Genomic DNA, 21393 nt, shown 5'->3' on the forward strand with positions numbered 1-21393 from the left:
GTCGGCCCTTCGGCGCGAGAAAAGCATTAGGGTGGGACACGAAGACCTCCGTTTGTGGAACTGGACTCTAGACAAGCCCCACTCCACTCGGAGGTCTTCTTCATGTCACCCCACCACGCCGAATGTCACCAACCTCCGTGGGTAATACATCTAGGGAGCGCGCGAAGAGCATGCTCATTCTTCGGATCCCACTCCGGGGGACATGCCCATTCTTAAACACCAACAGTGGGCAGAATGGTGTTCTGCCCACTGTTGGTGGCTGCCGATGGACATGTCCCCCGGCGACGGGCCTGGCTTGGCCCTAGTTCTGGTACGCCGGGTAGTCCGTGTAGCCCGTAGCGCCGTCCGCGTAGAACGTGGACGGATCGGGCTCGTTGACGGGCAGGCCTTCGCGCCAGCGGCGGGCCAGGTCCGGGTTCGCGATGGCCGGGCGTCCGACGACGACGGCGTCAGCGTGACCGTCCGCCACGAGCGCCACTGCCTCATCGCGCGTCGTGACGACGCCAAAGCCCGTGTTGACGAGGAACGTTCCCCCGAAGCGTGCGCGGAGGTCCTGGACCAGTGCACTCGTGGGCTCCTTGTGAAGGACGCTGAGGTACGCCAGCTTCAAGGGAGCCAGACCGTCGACGAGCCGGCCGTAGGTCTCCTGCACATCGGCCGCATCCAGTTCGAGAGCGCCCTGGACGTTGTGCTCCGGCGAAATGCGGATGCCCACGCGGTCTGCGCCGAGGGCTGCAACGACAGCCTCGGCCACTTCAATGACGAAGCGGACGCGGTTCTCCGGGGAACCGCCGTAGATGTCGTCGCGCTGGTTGGCAGACGGGGTCAGGAATTCGTGGAGCAGGTAACCGTTGGCGGAGTGCAGCTCCACGCCGTCGAACCGTGCCTCGACGGCTTTGCGGGACGCCGTGACGAATTCCTCGACAATTCCCGGCAGTTCCTCAGTGGCGAGGGCGCGCGGGACGGGGAAAGGCTTCTTGCCGGCGTAGGTGCGGGTTTCGCCGTCGATCGCGATGGCGCTGGGCGCGACAACTTCATGGCCGCCAGTCGTGTCCTGGTGCGTGACCCGGCCGGCGTGCATGACCTGGGCGAAGATCCGGCCGCCTTCGGCGTGGACGGCCGCAGTGACCTCGGACCAGCCCTTGAGCTGTTCGGGGGTCACCAGACCGGGCTGGCCTGGGAAGCCCCGGCCGGCGGGGCTCGGGTAGGTGCCTTCACTGACGATCAGGCCGAGCGAGGCCCGCTGGCGGTAGTGCTCAACAACCAGCGGTCCCGGGATTCCTTCCTGGCCGGACCGAAGCCGGGTCAGCGGCGCCATCACGAGCCGGTTGGGCAGTTCCAGCTCGCCAATGGTCATCGGGGAAAACAGCATGCGCAATTCCTTTCACAGTGGAATGGGTTCACTGTCGGAAACTGCAAGGCGGCTGCAACTATTCCTGATGAGACTCGGATCACTCCGGGCGGACGTCCCCAGATCGATACGTTACGAGGGCGCCCGCGGGCTTCACGACGCCGCCCTCGCGTCCAGAACGGCGTTACACCGTCACGTCCAAAGGCCGCGTCGGCTCGCCTCTGCAGCCGGTTTCAGCACCCGGACCTTGACGTCATCCGAGCCCGGACCGCGCACATGGTGCGCCTCCCCCGACGAAGCTGCCGACGCCGTCGAGCACCTCGGGTGCGACCAGATCGGCCAGCCAGCCGTTCATGGACCCTTAGCCGGTGGCGTAAATGATGACGTCTGCGTCGAGTTCGGTTCTGTCGGGCACCAGCAGGGCGGCCGGTTCAGCCTGCCGGAGCTGAGGGTGCGACGCCGGGACAACCCTGACCTTGCGGGTTTTGGAGGCAGTCGTCGGCGTAGTTCCTGGTGATTGAGCGCCAGACGCTGACCGTCTGCGGCGGTGAGCTGAACCGGCCTTGGCCTGGGATGGGCAGCGGCGGCCCGCCATTCACCGAGTAGGTGCCTTGGAAATGCGTGGTCAACACCACTGAGAAATCGCCGGTCTGCGTATAGGCGTGGCTGGTGGGCGTCTTTTCGCCCCAGCGATCCTGTGGGAGGGGTCCGCCCGGCGCAGTCTGCGGTCCGAGCGACGTGCCGTCGCCATAGTTCCAGGTGTACTGCACGGGCTTTGCAACGATGGAGACACTTTGACCCAGCATGTCGATGGCGAATGCTTGTTCGACGGCTACCGCATAGAAGTTTGTCTCGGCACCTCGGAGAGTGTGCGGGCTCGGCTGAATAATAGAGTTGCCAGGATTGACAGGTAGCTGCTCGAACGCGGTTTGGATTTGCGCCGCGATTCTGCCCAATACATCATCAGGCCGCTCGGAATAGATACATCGATCCGGGCGAATCCTTGACCAGATCGGCGGGGTGAACGCTCGAAGCGATGAGTACCATGCGACAGGTCGCCCAGCATTCCCCGCATCACATTTCACTGCTCCGGCCAAGCAAGCAATATCGAAATTGTTCTTGGCATCGTCGAGACAGAGATATTCGAATTTGTAGGTATTAGGATCTGCGGGCACATCCCCAGGGGCGTCCACCCATACGCCAGCGGCTGAGTCGAAGCGCCAAACTCCAAGTCCAGAAGTACTCCAAGAGACTTCCGAGTCGTCCGCTGCCGCAGAAAGTGGGCTAGAGATCAGCAAGGCGAAGACAAGAACGCCCGCGTTCACGAGCCGCGGCAATAATCCCCCAAGGCTCATTACTTAGCCCCCGAGCCGGTCAACGTTTTGAACGGCCCAACTTCCTTTCTCGTATCTCGCCACCATCAAGTCTCCCAGCATCCCGGATTCTTTGACGACCTGAGCTTCGGAGCCGTCTGCGTTCTTCAGAGAACCAGCGTTCTGCTGCGTTTGGATGGCGACCTGAAAATCGCCCGCACTTGTTTTCACGAATTGAGATTGGACGGCATGGACAGTGATGGTCGCTCCGACTATCCACCTTCCTTCAGAATTCCATTTTTGGATCCCGGGAAAGGTCTTGCCGCAAAGTGCACATGAAGGACTCGATATGGCATTGATGCCCGAGAGGTCACCAGTTTGGTAGGAGTAGTTCAGAAGCGAATACCAGTACCGCGCGAACGCCTCGAGCCCTTCCCTCGTCTCCGCCTTTGCAGCCTCCGGCAGTACGGGAACGGGGACATTTTGCGCCCTGCCTGTTGCATCGGCAGGCTTGTAGGTGGCCGTCGGTGTTGGCGTCGCAGTGGGGGTGGAGGACACCGACGGGCTGGAAGACTCAGCGGCCGGCGAAGCTGGCGGCGCCGCTCCCCCCCCGCTGCAGGCCGTGATCGAGAGCAGGAAGACCGTGACAATCGCGGCTACAACCGTGCGCTGGCGCCTGGAAGTCGAAGTGCGAGATGTCATGGTCAGCTACTCCCCCGATAGAAAATCAAGACGCCTGAATCCAAACAATGCTTAAGGGTAACCGACATCACATTTTGGCGGTCAAGGTTATCCACAGGCTTGCAAGGGAACCTCAAGATCGACACTCGGGCCCATTGGCCTCTAGCGTTTCTCTACAGCGAACAGAACAATGAACCCATGATGTTCGAACATGCAGACGGCAATCCCATCCTGAATCTGGATGAAGAACAGAACTGGAAACTGATTGAGGGCACAAAGCACGGCAGACTCGTAGTCACCGTGGCCGGCGAGCCCGACATCTTCCCCGTGAATTACGCGGTCAGCGGCAAGAAGCTGTTCCTTCGCACGGCCCCCGGCAACAAACTGGCCGAACTCACCATCAATTCCAAAGTGCTCTTCGAAACTGACGGCATCCTGTCCGAGGAAGCATGGTCTGTGGTTCTCCGCGGTACCGCCAGGGTGCTCGACCAGTCCGCAGATATCGCTGCAGCCGAGGCGCTCGGGCTGAAGCCCTGGGTCCCCACTTTGAAGGACTTCTACGTCGAGATTGAGCCGACGTCGGTCAGCGGCCGGCACTTCCAGTTCGGCGAACACCCGGAACGGGAAATCTAGCGCCCCGCGCCCCAACCCCGGCGAGCCCGCCGGCGCCCCCAACCCGGCGCGGGCGGACCGTGCGCCGCCTAGACTTAAACGATGGCGGACAAGCTGACACCTGAGCGGCGCAGCTGGAACATGTCCCGTATCCGCGGCAAGAACACCAAGCCTGAACTGCTGGTCCGACGACTGCTCCACGCAAAGGGCTACCGGTACCGCCTCCACGGCACCACCCGGGGCGGACGGCTGCCCGGCAACCCTGATCTCGTGTTCGCAAGCCGCCACAAAGTCATCTTCGTCAACGGCTGTTTCTGGCATTTCCATGACTGCCGGGTAGGGCAGCACGCGCCCAAATCCAACGCTGAATTCTGGGAAACCAAGCGAACCCGGACCCGGAACCGCGACGCCGAGCAACGGCGCTTGCTCGAAAGTGCCGGCTGGGAGGTACTCACCGTGTGGGAATGCGAGCTGAAGGATCAGTCAGCGCTGGAGCACCAATTGGACGCGTTTCTGCTCGGGACCGGGGACCCGGCGACCGGACCTCGCGATTCCCAGGCCTCGTGACCTGCCACGGCGTGGTCGGCCTTGCGTTCACGCGTCACCGACAATCACGGTGTGGCTAAACGAGACAGGGCGATCTCTCTCGGCTACTATCCCATTCGGGGGATTTAGACTCTATTCGGTTAGTACCGTCGGTACTACTACACCTACGGGAGAGCGCAAGATGCCTCACTTGCTGATGTCGAACCAGCCACTGGACAGCGCCACGCCGCCATCGCAGCCATCCACCGAATCCAAGGTTCTGGAATTCCGGCGGCCCGGAGACAGCAGCTCCGACGCGATCCCGGCTAAGCCCAGCGAGGCACAGCACGACCTCGAACCCCTGCGGCTGCAGGTGACTTCGATCATTGATGAAATTCTCGCTGAGACCGGCCCCGCAGAAGTGGAAGTGCGCGAAAGACTCCGCCGGCATGTCGCAGAACATCCCGGCCAGCCGGAAAAGGCCCTGTTGAAGCACCTGCTGATGGCGTCCATCGTGCAGGATGAATCCGTCTAACGTCAGCGGTCTATTTTGGCCTGCCGCAACACTTCGCCCCAGGACTGCTGGGCGAGGTCAGCCACTGAGGCGAGGATCTCGGACGGCGGCAGGGACAAATCCAACGGAAATTCCACGATGTCAATATCGGTGTTGAGAATGCGGCGCAGCTTGATCTCGCCTGCGCCCGGGTAAATCATCCACGCCGTGGGCACGCGCAGGGACGTACAGTAGGCCAGCATCCGGTAGTGGTCTGCGGACAGGGACGCGCCGATGTCCGCAGCCGCCGTGTATTTGGCGTCGTACACCATCACCGGCCGCCCGCCCAGGAAGTGCACGGCGCCGGGCTGCACCACGATCCGGTCGGAGTCGCGAACCGCCTCGTTCAGCAGCGCGTTGAAGCGCAGCCGCATCTCCCCCGGGTAGGCCGCCATGGCTTCCCGCAGTGCGGTCCCGACGAAGTCCTCGAACACCTTGGCCATATCCACCACGAACGACGCCGACTGCTGCTTGCCGTCGCCGGCCTCCGCCGAGGCGTTCCGCAGGATCACTTCGGCGAGCCGGAGGGCCGCGTGGTAGCGCGTGTTCATCCGGCTGGGCCGCCACTGCGGCAGGGGCGCGCCAGACTGAAGGCGCGTCACGGCGTCGAGCTTTCCCTTCAACTGCCGCAGCCGGCTGAGCACTTCAGGGCGCACCCCCGGCACCTGGGACATCCGCACCAGCGCGGCGCGCAGGATCCTGTTTTCGGCAATGTCCTCGGTGAACTCGTCGTAGGAGACCTCCAGCGGGACCAGCATGCCGGGGCGGCGGGAGACCTGGTCCGAGATCCGGATCCGGCCTTTGACCGTCCGGAGCGATTCCTCCACCGTCAGATAGCCCTGGAGGACGCCGCGGCTCAGTGCACGTTCGGCTAGTTGCGCCAGCGATTCGGCCAGCGCGCTCCACAGGTCCGTCTCCTCGACCGCCGCGACGGAATCGTCCCGGAAACCCTGGTCCCCCGCGTAGCCGAGCAGGAACAGGAGCCGGCCCAGGCCCAGCCGTTCTTTCGGCCGGACCTCCAGCTGCACCGTGGGCGTGCGCACCGAACCGATCTTGCCCACCGGTTCAATCCGGTACAGGCCCATCCCCATCGGCGAGGCCTTGGCCAGGCCGGTGCCGTTGACGTACGCGGCGCTGCCCGGATCGAGCCGTTCCACAACGCCCGCCGACAGCTCATCGAGGACGATCCGGCGCAACGGCGAGGCACCCAGGCTAGACGTGCGCAAGGCGGCCGAGCAGTTGTTCCAGTCCGAAGCGCTCTTCGAGCTGGGCGCGGTTGAGCTGGCCGTGATAGTGCTCCTCCAGCAGCGGCATGAGCTCGTACTTCCAGATCCGGCGCAGCCCTTTCGGGGTCTGGGCAGACTTCTTCATGAAGTACGACGGGCCGATCATGAGGTCCCGGTCCCACTCGTCGATCGCGTCGTTGAGGGCATCCAGCAGCAGGGCCGGCGTCGTATCCAGGTCCCTGGCCTGCAGGAAGCGCAGGAGCGAACCCTTCACGGGCTCCGTCTTCGGGTGCAGTTCGATGAAGGAGAAGCGGCGGCGGATCGCTGCGTCCATCATCGCGATGGAGCGGTCCGCGGTGTTCATGGTCCCGATGATGTAAAGGTTGTCCGGCAGCGTGAACGGCTCGTTGGGGCTGTACTGGAGGTAGATCCGGTCATCGCGGTATTCGAGCAGGAAGTACAGCTCGCCGAAGACCTTGGCCAGGTTCGCCCGGTTCATCTCGTCGATGATCAGGAAGTACGGCTTGTTCTCGTTGCCGGGTTTGGCGGCTTCCTCGGCGAGCCGCCGCAGCGGTCCGGCCACGAGCTTGAAGGAGACCTGGCCCTCGTCCGTCTTGTCCGGGCGGAAGCCTTCGAAGAAGTCCTCGTAGGCGTACGACGGGTGGAACTGGACGAGTTTGACCCGCTCATCCGTGGTGTCGCCGGCGAGCTCGGCCGCCAGGTGTTTGGCGAGGTACGTCTTTCCGGTTCCCGGCGGCCCGTACAGCACCAGCTGCCGGTTCTCCTCGAGGAGTTCGGCGATCTCCTGCAGCGGCTCCAGATCCATGTGCAAGGACGCGGCGAACTCGGGCGTCAGGGGCCGGAAACCGTCACAGGCGGGTTCGACGACGGCGGCCGGCTCGGCGCCGTCGTTCTCGTCAGCTTCGGCTTCTGCCGGCAGCAGGGCTTCGAGGGCCTGGATGACGCGGGTGATGTCCACGATGTTGCCTGGGGTAGTCAGCTGGCGCTGCACGTGCCGGGGAAGCCCGGACACTTCGTGCGTCTCGTCGAACCAGCGGACCTTGCGGTGGAGCCTGCGGTTGTCCTCCCGGTGCTCCGGTTCGCCGAGCACCACGCCAACCCGGACCGTGCCGGAGGTCTGGTAGAGGACGAGGTCGCCCGGCTTCATCACCGTCAGGAAGGCAAAGATGGCGGTCTTCGTATCCTCGCGCTCCACGTAGCCGAGGTGCTTGTAGTCCTCGTCGACGGCGTGCTGGACCAGCCCCGCCGTGACGCCCGGATCCAGCAGGCGGAGGTGCTCGACGTCGAGCGTCACTGTTTCCTCGGCCCGCCAGGCGCCCTGCAGTTCGGCGTTGTCATGGTGGGTACGCAGCAGCCAGGCGCGGCGGCCCGGATCGCCGACCTTGCGCCACTGGCTTACGAGCTGGCGGGAGTACCAGTCGATCCGCTGGCCGGCCTGCTCGTCGAGGTGGAGACGGATGCGGTGGATGTCAGCCGAGACTTCCTCGTCGCTGTCCCCCTTCGCGCCGCCCACCAGGGACGCGAACGCGTCGCGGATCTCCTGCCGTTCGACGTCGGCCACGACGGGCTCGAAGTAGCTCGGCCAGACCAGGAATTCAATGCTGCGGCGGATGGCCGGCTGGTCGTCCGGAGTCCCTGCAACGAGGCGGTGGAAAGCAAGGGGGTCCTTGACTGCCGCCGTGACGGCAGTCGAGGACTGCGCGGCCACATGCCGGACGAACCGGCACAGCCATTTCAGGTGGTCCCAGATGGTCCAGTTGAACTCGGCGGTGCGGTCCCGGATGACGCCATGGTCTGTCATGCCGGCGTAGAGCTCGTCCGGGAGCTCCAGCGGAGGCTCCAGCCAGGATGCGGCCTCGGCGACGCGGGCACGCTTGACCTTGAGCGATTTCACCTCGTGGGCGAGCGGCAGGGACTGGAGGAACAGCAGTTCGACAGCGAGCTGCTTGGCTCCCCGCGACGCACCCTCAAGGTTCTGGCGGAGGTTGGTCATCATGGGCGCTTTGGGGTCGGGAACGCCCCGCTCGAGACGGCTCAGCAACTCCGCCGCGGCCGGGACCGACCATGTCCTGGTGCGGCCGTCCAGGGCCGACGCTTTGCCGTGCAGCCCGGGCCCCAGGACAAACCACGCCGCGTCTTCGATCTCTTTGGAGATGCCGAGGGCGCGGTGCATGGCAGGCTTTTTGGTTGGGGTCATAGGTTCAATTTACAGGTTTAAGCTGAACGTGCGCATCAAGCCCAGCCCGGCGCTACTGGACAGTAGCCCAGGCTACGCCGGAGCCGGGCGCCCAGCCGGAGAGCCTTGCCCGGCTGACGCCTGGCGGACGTTCGGCCGCTGCTTGCCGGCTGTTTCGTAGATGTCCGTCAGCCGTTTACCGGCTATTTGGTGGCGGGGAGCCGCTTCCGGCCGAAGGTGAAGTAGCAGCCTGGGCCGACGAAGTTGATCAGCGTGGCCGCCCGCCACATTGCCTTGCTGCCGCGGATCTCCGCCGCGGGCCGGCGTGAAATGTCCCGTTGCGCGGCGATCAGGAGGGCAATCTGGATGGTTGCTCCCAGGATGGTCCCGAACCGCGCCGTCGGCGAGAGTTCCTTCCACGTCTTCTTCTTCCGGATGTGCTTCTTGCGCATGTTCACCGTGATCACAGCTCCTTGCTTCCGGGTGGGTGTTGCCGGGTTGTTCATTGTAGGAGCGATCCCGACGCGGAGGTAGAGGCGATGGGACCGGTCGGGCCGGCCCGCCGTCAGCGGCCGGCCGCTGCGTGCGTGACGGTGAACGGTGCGAGCCGTTCCTTCTGCTCGGGGGTCAGCCGGAGCACGCGGCCGCTCGCCTCGTCTACAAACGCCAGATGGCTCGTGGCCCGCACGCAGTCCTCGCCGGTAACGGAGTCCCGGATGAGGTAGTGGATGTCGAAGCTGGCGCCTTTGACCGCGCCGATCCACAGCTGGACGACGGCGGGCACGTTGCGGTATTCGAGGGTCCTGACGTAGCGGATCTTGTGCTCCACCACCAGCGCGAGGGTGCCTTCCGGGACGTCGTTGAAGAGCGACACCGGCGGCTCGATCCCGGGCAGCCCGGGTCCGCGCGGAGGCCCGAAGGCCCCGATCCGGGCTTCCTCCAGGATCCGGACGATCTGGACGTTGTTGATGTGGCCGTAGGCGTCCATGTCGCCCCAGCGCATCGGCACCTGCACCTCGATGCGCCCGGGGTTCTGGCCGGTCTGGTCGAAGGCCGGCGGGTTCTGCGCGGCCGGGTTCTGGCCGGTCTGGTCGAAGGCCGGCGGGTTCTGGGCGGTGGGCCCGACGGCGCTCAGCTCCGCACCGCCGTCGGCTCTTCCGCCGCGTTCTCCGAGAAGGACGCCTCAGCGTCTTCGCCGGCGAACTGGGACATGTACAGGCGATAGTAGGCGCCCCGGAGTTCCAGGAGTTCGGCGTGCCGTCCCTGCTCCACGATGCGGCCTGCTTCCATCACCAGGATGGTGTCCGCGTCGCGGATGGTGGAGAGCCTGTGGGCGATCACAAAGCTCGTGCGCTCTGTGCGCAGGGCCGCCATGGCTTTCTGGACCAGCACCTCGGTGCGGGTGTCCACGGAACTCGTGGCCTCGTCCAGGATCAGCAGCGAAGGGTTCGCCACAAAGGCCCGGGCAATCGTGATCAGCTGCTTTTCGCCGGCGCTGACGTTGTTCCCCTCCTCGTCGATGACCGTGTCGTAACCATCCGGGAGAGCCCGGACGAAGCGGTCCACGAACGTGGCCTTCGCCGCCTCCATGATCTGCTCTTCGGTGGCATCCAGTTTGCCGTAGCGGATGTTCTCGTAGATGGTTCCGCCGAAGAGCCAGGCGTCCTGCAGGACCATGCCGACCTTCGCGCGGAGTTCCGGACGGCTGAGCTGCGTGATCTCGATGCCGTCCAGGGTGATGCTGCCGGCGTTGAGCTCGTAGAAGCGCATCACGAGGTTCACCAGGGTGGTCTTCCCGGCGCCCGTCGGCCCGACGATCGCCACGGTGTGCCCGGGCTCGGCGGTGAAGGACAGGTCCTCGATCAGGGGCTTGTCCGCGGAGTAGCTGAAAGTGACGTGCTTGAACTCGACATGGCCGTCGGTCTTCGCCGGCAGGTGCTCGGTGGCGGTTTCGGCGTCCTGTTCCTCGGCGTCCAGGAATTCGAAAACGCGTTCCGCGGAGGCGACGCCGGACTGCAGCATGTTGGCCATGCCCGCCATCTGGCCCAGCGGCTGGGTGAATTCGCGGGAGTACTGGATGAACGCGGTGGCGTCGCCCAGGCTCATGCCGCCGGAGGCGACCCGCAGGCCGCCGACGACGGCGATGCCCACGTAGCTGAGGTAGGACACGAACTGCATGACCGGCATGATCATGCCGGAGACGAACTGGGCGCCGAAGCTCGCCCGGTACAGGGCCTCGTTCCGCTCGTCGAAGCGGGCCAGCATGTCGGCGTCGCGGCCGAAGACGCGGACGAGGTCATGGCCGGAGAAGGATTCCTCGATCTGGCCGTTGAGCTCACCGGTGTTCTTCCACTGCGACGCGAACAGCTTCTGGCTGCGGGAGCCGATGATGCCTGCGGCCACCCCGGACAGCGGCAGCGCGATCAGCGCGATCAGGGCCAGCTGCCAGGACACGATGAACATCATGATCACGATGCCGAGCACTGTCAGCGCCGAGTTCACGAGCTGCGCGAACGCCTGCTGCAGCGCCTGCTGGATGTTGTCGACGTCGTTGGTGACGCGGGAGAGGATGTCGCCGCGCTGGCGGGTGTCGAAGTAGTTCAGCGGAAGCCTGTTGAGCTTGTTTTCGGTGTCGTCCCGGAGCCTGCGGACCACCCGCATGACGAGAACGTTCAGGACGTAGCCCTGCAGCCACAGGAAGATGTTGGCGACGAAGTACATCACCAGCACGACGCTGATCAGGAAGGCGAGCTTCTGGAAGTTGATGCCAACGCCGGGCACCAGGTCCATCTTGGAGAGCATGTCGGCGAGGTTGTCCTTGCCCTGGGAGCGCAGCCCCTGGACGAACTGTTCCTTGCTGGCCCCGGCCGGAAGCTGCTTGCCGACGACTCCGCCGAAGATCACGTCCATGGCCTGGCCCAGGATCCGGGGCGCGATGACGTTCAGGACGACGGCGACCGTCACCATCCCGAGCACCAGGGCGATTCCTGCCCGCTCGGGCTTCAGCAGGCCCATGAGGCGCTTCGCGGAAGGCCAGAAATGCTGCGCCTTCTTGGCCGGCATGGCGCCGAACATGCCGCCGTCGGCTTCACCGGGAGTGAATTCCTCTTCGAAGAATTCCTCTTCCGGCGCTTCATTGGGGGAAACTGTGTTCCCCGGCGCTTCGTTGGCAGAGACTTTTTCGTTGGTGTTCATGCCACGGCCTCTGCAGTCAGCTGGGATTCGACGATTTCCTGATACGTTGTGGAGCTTTCGAGCAGTTCCTCGTGCGTGCCGCGGTCCACGATCCGGCCGTTTTCCAGCACCAGAATCTGGTCGGCGTCGGCGATCGTCGAGACCCGCTGGCCCACGATGATCACCGTCGCGTCCGCTGTCTTGGCCTTGAGGGCCCGGCGGAGCCGGGCGTCGGTGGCGACGTCGAGGGCCGAGAACGAGTCGTCGAAGAGGAACACCTTGGGCCCGGTGACGAGGGCCCGTGCGATGCACAGCCGCTGCCGCTGGCCGCCGGAGACGTTGGTGCCGCCCTGGGCGATGCGGGAGCCGAGTCCGTCCTTCTTTTCCCGCACAAAGTCCTCCGCCTGGGCCACGGTCAGCGCCTCCCACAGTTCCTCGTCCGTGGCCTCGGGCTTGCCGAACCGCAGGTTGTGCTCAATCGTTCCCGAGAAAAGGTAGGGACGCTGCGGCACCATCGCCACCCGCTGCGTGATCTCGGCCCGGTCCAGGTTGGTGATGGGGACGCCGTCGAGCAGTACCTCGCCCGATTCAGCGTCATAGAGCCTGGGCAACAGGGCCAGGAGACTCGTCTTGCCGGCGCCGGTGGAACCGATGATCGCCACGGTCTCGCCCGGCTCGGCCGTGAAGCTGATGTTGCTGAGCACGGGCGCCTCAGCACCGGGGTAGGCGAAGGAGACGTTGCGGAACTCCACGCGGCCCGCTTTTTCGGCCGGCGCCACGGGGGTGAGCGGTTCGTGGATGGAGGGTTCGACGTCGAGCACCTCGCCGATGCGGTCCGCGCACACCGAGGCGCGCGGAATCATCATGGCCATGAACGTGCCCATCATGACGGCCATCAGGATCTGGAGCAGGTACTGCAGGAACGCGGTCAGCGAACCGACCTGCATCTCGCCGGCGTCCACTCGCTGGCCGCCGAACCACAGCACCGCGGCGGTGGAGACGTGCAGGATCATCCCGATCGCGGGGAACATCAGCACGAACAGCGCACCGATCTTCAGCGAGACATCCGTGAGTTCCTTGTTGGCCGCGCCGAACCGCTCGGCTTCGTGGGGTTCGCGCACGAACGCCCGGACCACCCGGATGCCGATGATCTGCTCGCGGAGGACCCCGTTGAGCCGGTCGATCTTCTTCTGCATGGAGCGGAAGAGCGGCATCAGCCGGACCACGAGGTAGCCCACCACAACCGTCAGCAGCGGAACCGAGACCCAGACCAGCCAGGAAAGGTTGAGGTCCTCGCGCAGCGCCATGAAGATGCCGCCGATGCACATGATGGGCGTGGCCACCATGAAGTTCAGCCCCATGAGCACGAGCATCTGGACCTGCTGGACATCGTTGGTTCCGCGCGTGATGAGCGTGGGGGCGCCGAACACACTGACGTCCTTGGCTGAGAAGCTGCTGACCTTGCGGAAGACCCCGCGCCGCAGATCCCTGCCGAACGCCATCGCGGCCTTCGAGCCGAAGTAGACTCCGGCGATGGCCGTCACCACCTGGATCAGCGCGACCCCGAGCATGACTCCGCCGGTGCGCCAGATGTAGTCCGTGTCCCCGCGGGAGACGCCCTCGTCGATGATCTGGGCGTTGAGGCTGGGTAGGTACAGTGCCGCGATGGTCGACGCGAGCTGGAAAATGACGACAGCCGCGATGTACGGCAGGTACGGCTTGGAATAGCGCCGCATAAGGGTGACAAGCATGCCCATGAGTCCTTTAGCAATACGTCAATGGTGATGCGCTTTCGGGAGCGCCGAGTGAATGGAGTAATTAATAGCAGTGGGGGCTGACAGCCTAGGCCCCACTCTACGAAATACCCGGCGCACATGAAACAACATGGGAAATGGAACACCGAATATCATCCCAACGGTGTATTCGTTCGTGCTTCGGGGTTCCCGCTGGAACGACGGCGGCCCGGCGGCGCGCCCCGCAGGGCGGCCACCGGGCCGTCGTGGATCCGGGTCCGGGGACCCCTGGACGCCGGACTAGTCGTTTCGGTGCCGGCCGTGTGTTGCGATGTACTCGGCGGCCGCGCGCTGAAGCTTCCGTTCCTTCGAGAGCTGCCGGCGCAGGGCCGTGAGCTCTTCGCTGACACGCGCCTGTTCGGCGGCGATGGCACGCTGCTCGGCCGCCTGCTCATAGACCGCCCGCAGGGCGTCGGCCAGCTGGAGCTGCTGCTCCGCCAAGAGCTGCTGGGTCTGCAGCAGCAAGGGAACAACGTCGGCGGCCTCGGCGCGCGCGTCCGCCACCAGGGTGCGGGCCCGCGCCCGGGCGCCTTCCCGGTCCGAGGCCCGGTCCTCCGTGGACCCCTGCTGGCCGGCGGCCGCGAGCCCGGCCTTCGAAAGTCCGGCATTCGGACCGAAGGTGTCCGGACGGGCGGCGTCCGGGAACCGGGATTCGCTGGCGCGCTGCCTGCTGAGCACTTCAATGAATTCGCGGTCAAGATCCACGATTCCGCTTCCGGATGCGGACCCGTCAGGCGAAGCGGCTGAGCCGGCAGTCCCGGGGGTGCCGGCGTCGTAGGACCGGAACCCGTCGGACTGCTCACCGGCGTCGATCCCGGCCGTCCCCGGTGCGGTCGCGGCCACGATTCCGCCGGCTGCTGCCGCGGCGTCGGCTCCGCGCTCGGCGGGTTCGGCGCTGATGTCCACGGTGCGGCGCAACGGGCGTTCCTTGATGAACAGGATCGCCACGAGCGCCACCAGGCCGATGATGGCCGAGATCAGGAAGATCTGGGCAATCGAATCACCGTACGCGGCGCGCATGATGTCGCGGATCGGTGCCGGCATGTCTTTGAGGTCCATGCTGGCGCCGGAGGAACCGGCCGGGACCTGGATCTTGGCCGCAGCGAGTCCTTCCACTGCGAGCTCCTTGACGCGGTTGCCCAGCACGGCACCAAGGACCGAGACGCCGATGGCGCCACCGAAGGAGCGGAAGAAGGCAACGGAGGCGCTGGCCGTGCCGATGTCGGTGGCCTTGACCGTGTTCTGGACCGCGAGGACCAGGTTCTGCATCAGCAGGCCGAGCCCGATGCCGAGGATGGCGGTGTAGATGCCGGTCAGCCAGAGATCGGTGGTGTGGTCCATGCTGCCTGCAAGGCCCAGGCCGCCGATCAGCAGGACGGCGCCCGCCACGAGGTAGCGCTTCCACTTTCCGGTGCGGCTGATGAGCATGCCGGAGGCCACGGAACCGATCAGGTTGCCTGCGATCATCGGCAGGGTCAGCAGGCCGGCTTCGGTGGGGGTGGCTCCGCGGGCCACCTGGAAGTACTGGCCAAGGAAGGTCGAGGAGCCGAACATGCCGACGCCCACAGCCACCGAGGCAAGGATCGCGAGGGCAGTGGTGCGCTCGGAGATGATCTTGAGCGGGATGATGGGCTGGGCCACGCGGGATTCCACGACCACCAGCAGGGCCAGAAGCAGCACGCCGCCGCCGACCATGGCCGCCGTCTGCCAGGACCACCAGTCGTAGTAGTCCGGGTTGCCGGCGAAGGAGACCCAGATCAGCAGGAGGCTGACGCCGGAGGTCAGCAGGATCGAACCGAGCCAGTCGATCTTGGCCGGGCGCTTGATGTGCGGGATCTTCAGCGTGATCTGGAGCAGGATGAGGGCAACGACGGCGAGCGGGACGCAGACGAAGAAGGTCCAGCGCCATCCCAGCGGGCTGTCCACGATGAATCCGCCCAGCAGCGGGCCACCGGCCGTACCGACGGCCATGACGCCGCCCATGTAGCCGGAGTACTTGCCTCGGTCACGCGGCGGGATCATGGATCCGATGATCGCCTGGGCCAGGGCCGTGAGCCCGCCCATGGCGATGCCTTGGATGACGCGGGCGGTCAACAGCAGCGGGATCGTCTGGGAGAGGCCGGCCATGACGGAGCCGGCCACGAAGATCACAATGCTTAGCTGGACGAGGACCTTCTTGTTGAAGAGGTCCGCCAGCTTGCCCCAGATCGGCGTCGTTGCGGCGTTGGCAAGCAGCGCCGCGGTGATCACCCAGGCGAAGTCGGTCTGTGTGCCCTTGAGCTCCGACATGATGGTCGGGAGTGCGTTGGCCACGATGGTGCTGCTCAGGATGGCGGTGAAGAACGCGGCCAGCAGCCCGGTGAGGGCCTCCATGATCTGGCGGTGGGTCATCGGCGCCGGCTGGGCGGCGGATTCCGGTGCGTGGGATGCTCCCGGTGGAATGTGTGACGGGGCCGGGGACGGCCCTGTCGCGGCTGCGTGGCTAGCCATATGTCTACTCCTCAACAAGTTCGGTCGTGTTAGTGGTTCCGGCCGTCGTTGCCCGGGCTGAAGTCCTTAGGGACTCAGCAAGTTTCTTGAGGGTCCGCGCCGTCAGTTCGACGTCGTCCTCGCTCCAGTCCGCCAGCAGGCCCTGGATGGTTGCGGTGCGCTGGTCCTCGATGACGCGGAGTTTCTCCGCGCCGACGGCGGACAGGGCGATCAGCTGCGCCCGCCCGTCCTCCGGATCCGGCCTGCGGACCACATAGCCGTGTTCCTCGAGTTCGGCGATGTGCCGGCTGAGGACGGGGGCGCTGACGCCGAGCCGTTCCGCAAGGTGTGTGGCCCGGGATTCGCCCTCCCCCACGAAGCGGAGAACGCCCTGCAGAGCCACCCCTGTGTCCTGCCCCCGCAGGTTGGCTGCGGCGACGCACCGGACCGCGCGCTGGAGATCGAAGATCTGATAAACGAGTTTGGCTGCAGCGTTGGATTCAACTGACATGACGGACACCCCTCTTTTGTTTGCCCAAGGCAACTATATAGCAAAATTGGTTACTTTGGGAAACTAACCTGTGAGGGTGGTGGCCAGGCCTGCCGAAGGAGGCGTTTAAACGCCGAGCGCGGACCGGCAGCGCCGCCCTCACGTGTGCCGCAAGGGTTGGCTGCCGGTCCGCGCGGAGACTGACGCGGTGGACCGTCTAGGTGGCCAGGTGTGTGGGCCCGAACATTTTGAGCAGGGTTTCGACGACGACGACGTTGGGGCCGTCCGCGGCGAAAGCAGCCTTCAGCGCGTCCCCGACGCCCTCGGGGGCGACCCTGACGGCCGGCACGCCGAAGGCCTCGGCCAGTTTGACGAAGTCGGGCCGGGCGAGCTCGGTGGCCGTGGCCTTGCCGAAGGCGCCGACCATGTACTCGCGCAAGATCCCGTACCCGCCGTCGTCCACGATCAGCCAGGTGACCGGAACGTTGTGCTGTTTGGCGGTGGCGAGCTCGGAGATGGAGTACATTGCCGATCCGTCGCCGGAGACAGCCAGTACCCGCCCCGGCCTGCCGGTGGTTTCCAGGCCGACGGCGCCGCCGATCGCCGCGGGGAAGCCGAAGCCCAGTCCGCCGGCGCCCTGCGCGGAGTGGAACTGGCCCTGTCGGGCGTCCCAGCAGCTCCAGGCCCAGTAGGCGGAGATCGTCATGTCCCAGAACGTCTGCATGTCCGCGGGAACGGCCTCGCGGATGTCCGCCATGAACTTTAGTTCCTTGCCGAGGTCCTGGGCTTCGAGGCGGCCCTTGACCTTCGCCAGGGTTTCCTTGACAAGGACCTCGGGCGCCGTGCCGTGCCAGTCGGCGCGCTCTCCGTGCGGTTCCGTCAGGGCCTCATCGAGGGCTGCGAGGGCCTGTCCGGCGTCGGCACGGATGCCCAGGCCGGGGCGGTTGGACTCCAGGACGCGGGGTTCGGCGTCGATCTGGATGATCCGGCCGCGGGGTTCGAACGTGAAGTAGTTGGACGTGACCTCGCCCAGGGAGGAGCCGATGACGATCAGCACGTCGGCGTCCTCGAGGACCTCCGTCATGTACTGGTCCTCGATCCAGGCCTGGAGCGAGAGTTCGTGGTTCCAGGGGAACGCACCGTTGCCGCCCGGCGTGCAGATGACCGGTGCGCGCAGCTTCTCGGCGATGGAGAGCAGCGACTTCTCGGCCTTGCCGCGGCGCGTGCCGCCGCCGGCGATGATGGCGGGACGCTCCGCCGTCGAGAGCCATTTCACGGCCTCGCGGACCAGCTCCACCCGGGGCGGATTATCCGCCGCTTCGGCGAGGGCGTCCTCCACCGGCGGCACCATGATGGGATCCAGGAGCACGTTCTGCGGAATTTCCAGCCACACGGGCCCCTGCGGCGAGGAGATCGCCTCGGTCCAGGCGTCCTGGATGGCCGAGGGAATGCCGGAGGCGTGCTGGATGAGCCGCTGGCTCTTGGTGACGTTCGCGGCCGAGGCCTTCTGGTCATCGAGCTGGTGCAGCATGCCTTTGCGGCGCGCGCCAAGCCCTTCGAGCGGGATCTGGCTCGCCACGACCACCATGGGCACGCCGGTGGCGTAGGCCTCCTGCAGCCCGGCCAGCGACGTCAGGGCGCCGGGTCCGGTGGAGAGGAAGAGGACCCCCACTTCGCCGGTGGCGCGGGAGTAGCCGTCGGCGGCGAAGGCCGAGTTGTTCTCTACCCGGGAGGACACGAAGTGCAGGTTTCCGCGGCCCATCGCGTCGAAGAGGCCCAGGGCGTGCTGGCCCGGGATTCCGAAGACCGTCTTGGCGCCCAGCGCCTCAAGGGTCTCGACGACGAGGTCCCCGCCGTTGCGCACGCCGGTCACTGGGTGACCGCCGGGGCGAATCCGGCCGGGCGCCGCGATTCCTGGCCGAGGGCCTGGGCTGCGTAGCCGTTGGGCGTGCCGAACCTGTCCCCCTCCACTGCGCGGTCCGCCATCAGGGTCACGAGCTCGTAAGCGACGTGGCTCGCGGCCACACCCGTGATGTCGGCATGGTCGTAGGCGGGGGCGACCTCGACGACGTCGGCGCCCACAAGGTTCATGCCGCGGAAGCCGCGAATGATTTCCAGCAGTTCGCGGCTGGTGATGCCGCCGGCTTCCGGCGTGCCGGTGCCCGGGGCGTGGGCCGGGTCCAGGACGTCGATATCCACGGAGATGTAGAGCGGGCGGTTCCCGATCCGGTCGCGGACCTTGGCCACGGTCTCCAGCACGCCCTGGTAGTAGACGTCGGCGGAGGTGACGATGCCGAAGCCGAAGCGGTGGTCGTCGTCGAGGTCTTTCTTGCCGTACAGGGGGCCACGGGTGCCGATGTGGCTGATGGCCTCGGTGTCCAGGATGCCTTCCTCGACAGCGCGGCGGAAAGGCGTGCCGTGGGTGTATTCGGCGCCGAAGTAGGTGTCCCAGGTGTCCAGGTGCGCGTCAAAGTGCAGCATGGCGACGGGCTGGCCGGCGCGCTCGGCGGCGGCCCGCAGCAGCGGCAGGGCAATGGTGTGGTCACCGCCGAGGGTCAGCAGCTTGCTGCCGGCCGCCGTCAGGTCCAGGGCGTTCTGCTGGATGGTTTCGATGGCTTCATGGATGTTGAACGGGTTGACCGCCATGTCGCCGGCGTCGACCACCTGGACGTTCTCGAAGGGGCTGACATCCCAGGCCGGGTTGTACGGGCGGAGCAGCCGGCTGGCCTCGCGGACGTGGTTGGCCCCGAAACGGGCGCCGGGGCGGTAGGAGACGCCGGAATCGAACGGCACGCCGACGACCGTGACGTCGGCCTTGGCGACCTGGTCCAGCCGCGGCAGGCGGGCGTAGGTGGCGGCTCCCGCGTAGCGCGGAATGCGGGATGAATCGATGGGGCCAAGGTTGCCGTTGGCCTCGATGCGCAGCTCTTCCAAAAGAAGCCTCTCCTTCGAGGATTGACTGACGGGTGTGACAGCCATCATACACTCGAAGTTTCGCGGTGCGCATCATTTGTTTACCAATGCACGCGCGCCGGGGCCATCCGTTCAGGCGATGGCCGAGGCGCCCCGCTCCCCCGTCCGGACGCGGACGGCGTCGCGGACGTCAATGGTCCAGATTTTTCCGTCCCCAAAGTGGCCGGTGCGGGCCACCGACAGGACCGCCTCCACGACGCCGTCGACTACGTCCTCGTTGACCAGGACTTCCACCCTGACCTTGGGGAGGAGATCGGAGTTGTATTCAGCGCCGCGGTAGACCTCCACATGGCCGCGCTGCCGGCCGTAGCCGCTGGCCTGGCTGACCGTCAGCCCGTTGACCCCGAGTCCCTCCAGGGCAACGCTGACGGCGTCGACCTTCTCCGGCCGCACGATGGCTGTGAGCTTCATGTGGAGACCTTGCCGCGGGCTGGTTCGCTTTCCGGACGGCTTTCGGCCTGGATCTCCGCCTTCACCTCAGCCTGGGTGGCCGCGGGGATGGCCTTTCCGTGCGGATCACCGGGATGGAAGCTTCCGCCGACCATGAGGAGCTCGTACGCCGTTTCCGCATGTTCCGTCACGTCGATGCCGGAGAGCTCATCGGCCTCGGTCACCCTCATGCCAATGGTCTTGTGAATTGCGAAGCCGATCAGAGTGGTCATGACGGCACTCCACACGGTGACGATGAGCGCGGTGAGCAGTTGGGGCCAGAACTGCGCCAGGCCGCCGCCGTACAACAATCCACCTTCGGTCTTGGCGGACGGGACGGCAAAGAATCCAAGCGACAGGGTTCCCCACAGGCCGCCGACGAAATGTACGGCCACGACATCAAGCGAGTCGTCCAAGCCGATCTTGAACTTCAGCCCGACAGCGAGCGCACACACCGCCCCGGCGATCGTGCCGATGAGGATGGCGCCGACTGGGTCGATGAACCCGCAGGCTGGAGTGACGGCGACCAGGCCAGCCACCGCACCCGAGGCGGCACCGAGCGACGTGGCATGCCCGTCCCTGATCCGCTCCACCAGCAGCCAGCCAAGCAGTGCCGCACTCGTTGCCAGCAGCGTATTGGTCCAGGCCAGCCCTGCCGTGGCGTCGGCCGCGAGTTCCGAGCCCGCATTGAAACCGAACCAGCCAAACCACAGCAGTCCCGCGCCCAGCATCACGAAGGGCAGGTTGTGGGGACGGATATTCGGGTCCTTCATGAAGCCGAGGCGCTTGCCCAGAACCACGGCCAGCATGAGGCCCGCGATGCCTGCGTTCATGTGCACGACGGTGCCGCCGGCGAAGTCGAGCGCCGAGATCTTGCTGCCGACGATGCCGGTAGCGCCAAAGATTCCGCCGCCCCAGACCCAGTGGGCGATCGGCGCATAGACAAGCGTCACCCACAGCGCGGCGAACAGGAGCCACGGGCCAAACCTGACGCGTTCGGCGACCGCCCCGCTGATGAGGGCGACGGTAATGATGGCAAAGGTGGCCTGGAAACCGATGAACACCATGTCCGGCAGGCCCGCAGCCTTGCCGCCGATGCTGCTGGTCAGTCCGCTCAGGCCGAAGTTGGCGAAGGGGTCCCCGACGAATCCGCCGAGGGTGTCGGGCCCGAACGCCATGCCGTAACCCCACAGGGCCCAGACGACGGCGACGATGCCCATTGCACCGAAGCTCATCATCATGATGTTCAGGACGGATTTCATTCTCACGAGGCCGCCGTAGAAGAACGCGAGGCCTGGAGTCATGAGGAGGACGAGGGCGGACGCTGCAAGCATCCACGCCGTCGCGCCAGGATCAAGAGCCTGGGGATCTACTGCCATTCCTACTGCAAGCACGGACATGTTCATTGCGGGAGCCTTCCTCGAGTGATGGCGCTCCAACGGGCGCCGATTCGGCGAGTCCATTTCAACTGCGGACGGGTTGCACGTCCCCCGCAGATGACGCTACTGACGGCATGTTTCCCTTAGGCTCGCCTGTCTTTGCGCGCACGTTACAAAGTGGGCCCGGGAATTAATTCCTGGTTTCCAGCGTGTTAATGGCATGTGACG

Annotated in this window: 18 protein-coding genes; 3 read left to right on the forward strand and 15 right to left on the reverse strand. The window is 65.7% G+C overall.

What is annotated here, in order from left to right:
- Nucleotides 1-301 precede the first annotated feature (301 nt).
- The 3 genes from AC1DCZ_RS14450 to AC1DCZ_RS14460 form a co-directional block, all read right to left on the reverse strand.
- The gene (locus tag AC1DCZ_RS14450) at nucleotides 302-1372 is read right to left on the reverse strand and encodes an alkene reductase (protein WP_476975212.1); all 1071 of its coding nucleotides are present in this window, start codon (nucleotides 1370-1372) and stop codon (nucleotides 302-304) included.
- Nucleotides 1373-1782: 410 nt separating this feature from the next.
- Nucleotides 1783-2706 carry a PKD domain-containing protein gene (locus tag AC1DCZ_RS14455; protein WP_476975213.1) on the reverse strand — a complete coding sequence of 308 codons (924 nt, stop codon included), beginning with the start codon at nucleotides 2704-2706 and terminating at the stop codon, nucleotides 1783-1785.
- A gap of 3 nt (nucleotides 2707-2709) precedes the next feature.
- Nucleotides 2710-3366: a DUF6318 family protein gene (locus AC1DCZ_RS14460; protein WP_476975214.1), complete on the reverse strand. Its 657-nt coding sequence runs from the start codon at nucleotides 3364-3366 to the stop codon at nucleotides 2710-2712.
- A 177-nt stretch (nucleotides 3367-3543) separates the two neighbouring features.
- Between AC1DCZ_RS14460 and AC1DCZ_RS14465 the strand changes: the two genes are divergently transcribed.
- The 3 genes from AC1DCZ_RS14465 to AC1DCZ_RS14475 all read left to right on the forward strand — a co-directional run bounded on the left by AC1DCZ_RS14465 (nucleotide 3544) and on the right by AC1DCZ_RS14475 (nucleotide 5017).
- On the forward strand, nucleotides 3544-3978 hold the full coding sequence (locus AC1DCZ_RS14465; protein ID WP_476894646.1) for a pyridoxamine 5'-phosphate oxidase family protein: 435 nt from the start codon (nucleotides 3544-3546) through the stop codon (nucleotides 3976-3978).
- 81 nt (nucleotides 3979-4059) lie between these two features.
- Nucleotides 4060-4524: a very short patch repair endonuclease gene (locus tag AC1DCZ_RS14470; protein WP_476975215.1), complete on the forward strand. Its 465-nt coding sequence runs from the start codon at nucleotides 4060-4062 to the stop codon at nucleotides 4522-4524.
- 175 nt (nucleotides 4525-4699) lie between these two features.
- On the forward strand, nucleotides 4700-5017 hold the full coding sequence (locus AC1DCZ_RS14475) for a hypothetical protein (protein WP_476975216.1): 318 nt from the start codon (nucleotides 4700-4702) through the stop codon (nucleotides 5015-5017).
- Nucleotides 5018-5019: 2 nt separating this feature from the next.
- Here the strand turns inward: AC1DCZ_RS14475 and AC1DCZ_RS14480 are convergent, their stop codons facing one another.
- From AC1DCZ_RS14480 to AC1DCZ_RS14535, 12 genes are all read right to left on the reverse strand, one after another.
- Nucleotides 5020-6261, reverse strand: a complete 1242-nt coding sequence (locus AC1DCZ_RS14480; protein WP_476975217.1) for a 5-methylcytosine restriction system specificity protein McrC — start codon at nucleotides 6259-6261, stop codon at nucleotides 5020-5022.
- A complete protein-coding gene (locus tag AC1DCZ_RS14485) occupies nucleotides 6248-8479 on the reverse strand; it encodes an McrB family protein (protein WP_476975218.1) in 2232 nt (743 codons plus the stop codon). The genes AC1DCZ_RS14480 and AC1DCZ_RS14485 overlap by 14 nt, the downstream gene beginning before the upstream one ends.
- A 182-nt stretch (nucleotides 8480-8661) precedes the next feature.
- Nucleotides 8662-8910 carry a hypothetical protein gene (locus tag AC1DCZ_RS14490; protein WP_476975274.1) on the reverse strand — a complete coding sequence of 83 codons (249 nt, stop codon included), beginning with the start codon at nucleotides 8908-8910 and terminating at the stop codon, nucleotides 8662-8664.
- A 113-nt stretch (nucleotides 8911-9023) separates the two neighbouring features.
- Nucleotides 9024-9461: an acyl-CoA thioesterase gene (locus AC1DCZ_RS14495; protein WP_476975219.1), complete on the reverse strand. Its 438-nt coding sequence runs from the start codon at nucleotides 9459-9461 to the stop codon at nucleotides 9024-9026.
- Between the two features lie 128 nt (nucleotides 9462-9589).
- A complete protein-coding gene (locus tag AC1DCZ_RS14500; protein WP_476975220.1) occupies nucleotides 9590-11653 on the reverse strand; it encodes an ABC transporter ATP-binding protein in 2064 nt (687 codons plus the stop codon).
- Nucleotides 11650-13383, reverse strand: a complete 1734-nt coding sequence (locus AC1DCZ_RS14505; RefSeq protein WP_476975221.1) for an ABC transporter ATP-binding protein — start codon at nucleotides 13381-13383, stop codon at nucleotides 11650-11652. Before AC1DCZ_RS14505 ends, AC1DCZ_RS14500 begins: the two co-directional genes overlap by 4 nt.
- A 282-nt stretch (nucleotides 13384-13665) precedes the next feature.
- A complete protein-coding gene (locus tag AC1DCZ_RS14510; protein WP_476975275.1) occupies nucleotides 13666-15816 on the reverse strand; it encodes an MDR family MFS transporter in 2151 nt (716 codons plus the stop codon).
- A 103-nt stretch (nucleotides 15817-15919) separates the two neighbouring features.
- Entirely contained in the window at nucleotides 15920-16405 is a 486-nt protein-coding gene (locus AC1DCZ_RS14515; RefSeq protein WP_476975222.1) for a MarR family winged helix-turn-helix transcriptional regulator, read from the reverse strand.
- Between the two features lie 196 nt (nucleotides 16406-16601).
- Nucleotides 16602-18257 (reverse strand): thiamine pyrophosphate-binding protein, encoded by a 1656-nt coding sequence (locus AC1DCZ_RS14520; protein ID WP_476975223.1) that lies wholly within the window; start codon nucleotides 18255-18257, stop codon nucleotides 16602-16604.
- Entirely contained in the window at nucleotides 18254-19318 is a 1065-nt protein-coding gene (speB, locus tag AC1DCZ_RS14525; protein WP_476975224.1) for an agmatinase, read from the reverse strand. The genes AC1DCZ_RS14520 and speB overlap by 4 nt, the downstream gene beginning before the upstream one ends.
- 111 nt (nucleotides 19319-19429) lie before the next feature.
- Nucleotides 19430-19768: a P-II family nitrogen regulator gene (locus AC1DCZ_RS14530; RefSeq protein ID WP_476975225.1), complete on the reverse strand. Its 339-nt coding sequence runs from the start codon at nucleotides 19766-19768 to the stop codon at nucleotides 19430-19432.
- Nucleotides 19765-21192, reverse strand: a complete 1428-nt coding sequence (locus AC1DCZ_RS14535) for an ammonium transporter (protein ID WP_476975226.1) — start codon at nucleotides 21190-21192, stop codon at nucleotides 19765-19767. Before AC1DCZ_RS14535 ends, AC1DCZ_RS14530 begins: the two co-directional genes overlap by 4 nt.
- Nucleotides 21193-21393: the final 201 nt, after the last annotated feature.

It is taken from the genome of Arthrobacter sp. 10N418 (assembly GCF_056394725.1).

What these genes read in the sequence shown, in the direction of transcription:
- AC1DCZ_RS14450 (WP_476975212.1), bottom strand. Translation starts at nt 1,372, where the DNA reads ATGCTGTTTTCCCCGATGACCATTGGCGAGCTGGAACTGCCCAACCGG.
- AC1DCZ_RS14455 (WP_476975213.1), bottom strand. Translation starts at nt 2,706, where the DNA reads ATGAGCCTTGGGGGATTATTGCCGCGGCTCGTGAACGCGGGCGTTCTT.
- AC1DCZ_RS14460 (WP_476975214.1), bottom strand. Translation starts at nt 3,366, where the DNA reads ATGACATCTCGCACTTCGACTTCCAGGCGCCAGCGCACGGTTGTAGCC.
- AC1DCZ_RS14465 (WP_476894646.1), top strand. Translation starts at nt 3,544, where the DNA reads ATGATGTTCGAACATGCAGACGGCAATCCCATCCTGAATCTGGATGAA.
- AC1DCZ_RS14470 (WP_476975215.1), top strand. Translation starts at nt 4,060, where the DNA reads ATGGCGGACAAGCTGACACCTGAGCGGCGCAGCTGGAACATGTCCCGT.
- AC1DCZ_RS14475 (WP_476975216.1), top strand. Translation starts at nt 4,700, where the DNA reads ATGTCGAACCAGCCACTGGACAGCGCCACGCCGCCATCGCAGCCATCC.
- AC1DCZ_RS14485 (WP_476975218.1), bottom strand. Translation starts at nt 8,479, where the DNA reads ATGACCCCAACCAAAAAGCCTGCCATGCACCGCGCCCTCGGCATCTCC.
- AC1DCZ_RS14490 (WP_476975274.1), bottom strand. Translation starts at nt 8,910, where the DNA reads ATGCGCAAGAAGCACATCCGGAAGAAGAAGACGTGGAAGGAACTCTCG.
- AC1DCZ_RS14495 (WP_476975219.1), bottom strand. Translation starts at nt 9,461, where the DNA reads ATGCGCTGGGGCGACATGGACGCCTACGGCCACATCAACAACGTCCAG.
- AC1DCZ_RS14500 (WP_476975220.1), bottom strand. Translation starts at nt 11,653, where the DNA reads ATGAACACCAACGAAAAAGTCTCTGCCAACGAAGCGCCGGGGAACACA.
- AC1DCZ_RS14505 (WP_476975221.1), bottom strand. Translation starts at nt 13,383, where the DNA reads ATGCTTGTCACCCTTATGCGGCGCTATTCCAAGCCGTACCTGCCGTAC.
- AC1DCZ_RS14510 (WP_476975275.1), bottom strand. Translation starts at nt 15,816, where the DNA reads ATGACCCACCGCCAGATCATGGAGGCCCTCACCGGGCTGCTGGCCGCG.
- AC1DCZ_RS14515 (WP_476975222.1), bottom strand. Translation starts at nt 16,405, where the DNA reads ATGTCAGTTGAATCCAACGCTGCAGCCAAACTCGTTTATCAGATCTTC.
- AC1DCZ_RS14530 (WP_476975225.1), bottom strand. Translation starts at nt 19,768, where the DNA reads ATGAAGCTCACAGCCATCGTGCGGCCGGAGAAGGTCGACGCCGTCAGC.
- AC1DCZ_RS14535 (WP_476975226.1), bottom strand. Translation starts at nt 21,192, where the DNA reads ATGAACATGTCCGTGCTTGCAGTAGGAATGGCAGTAGATCCCCAGGCT.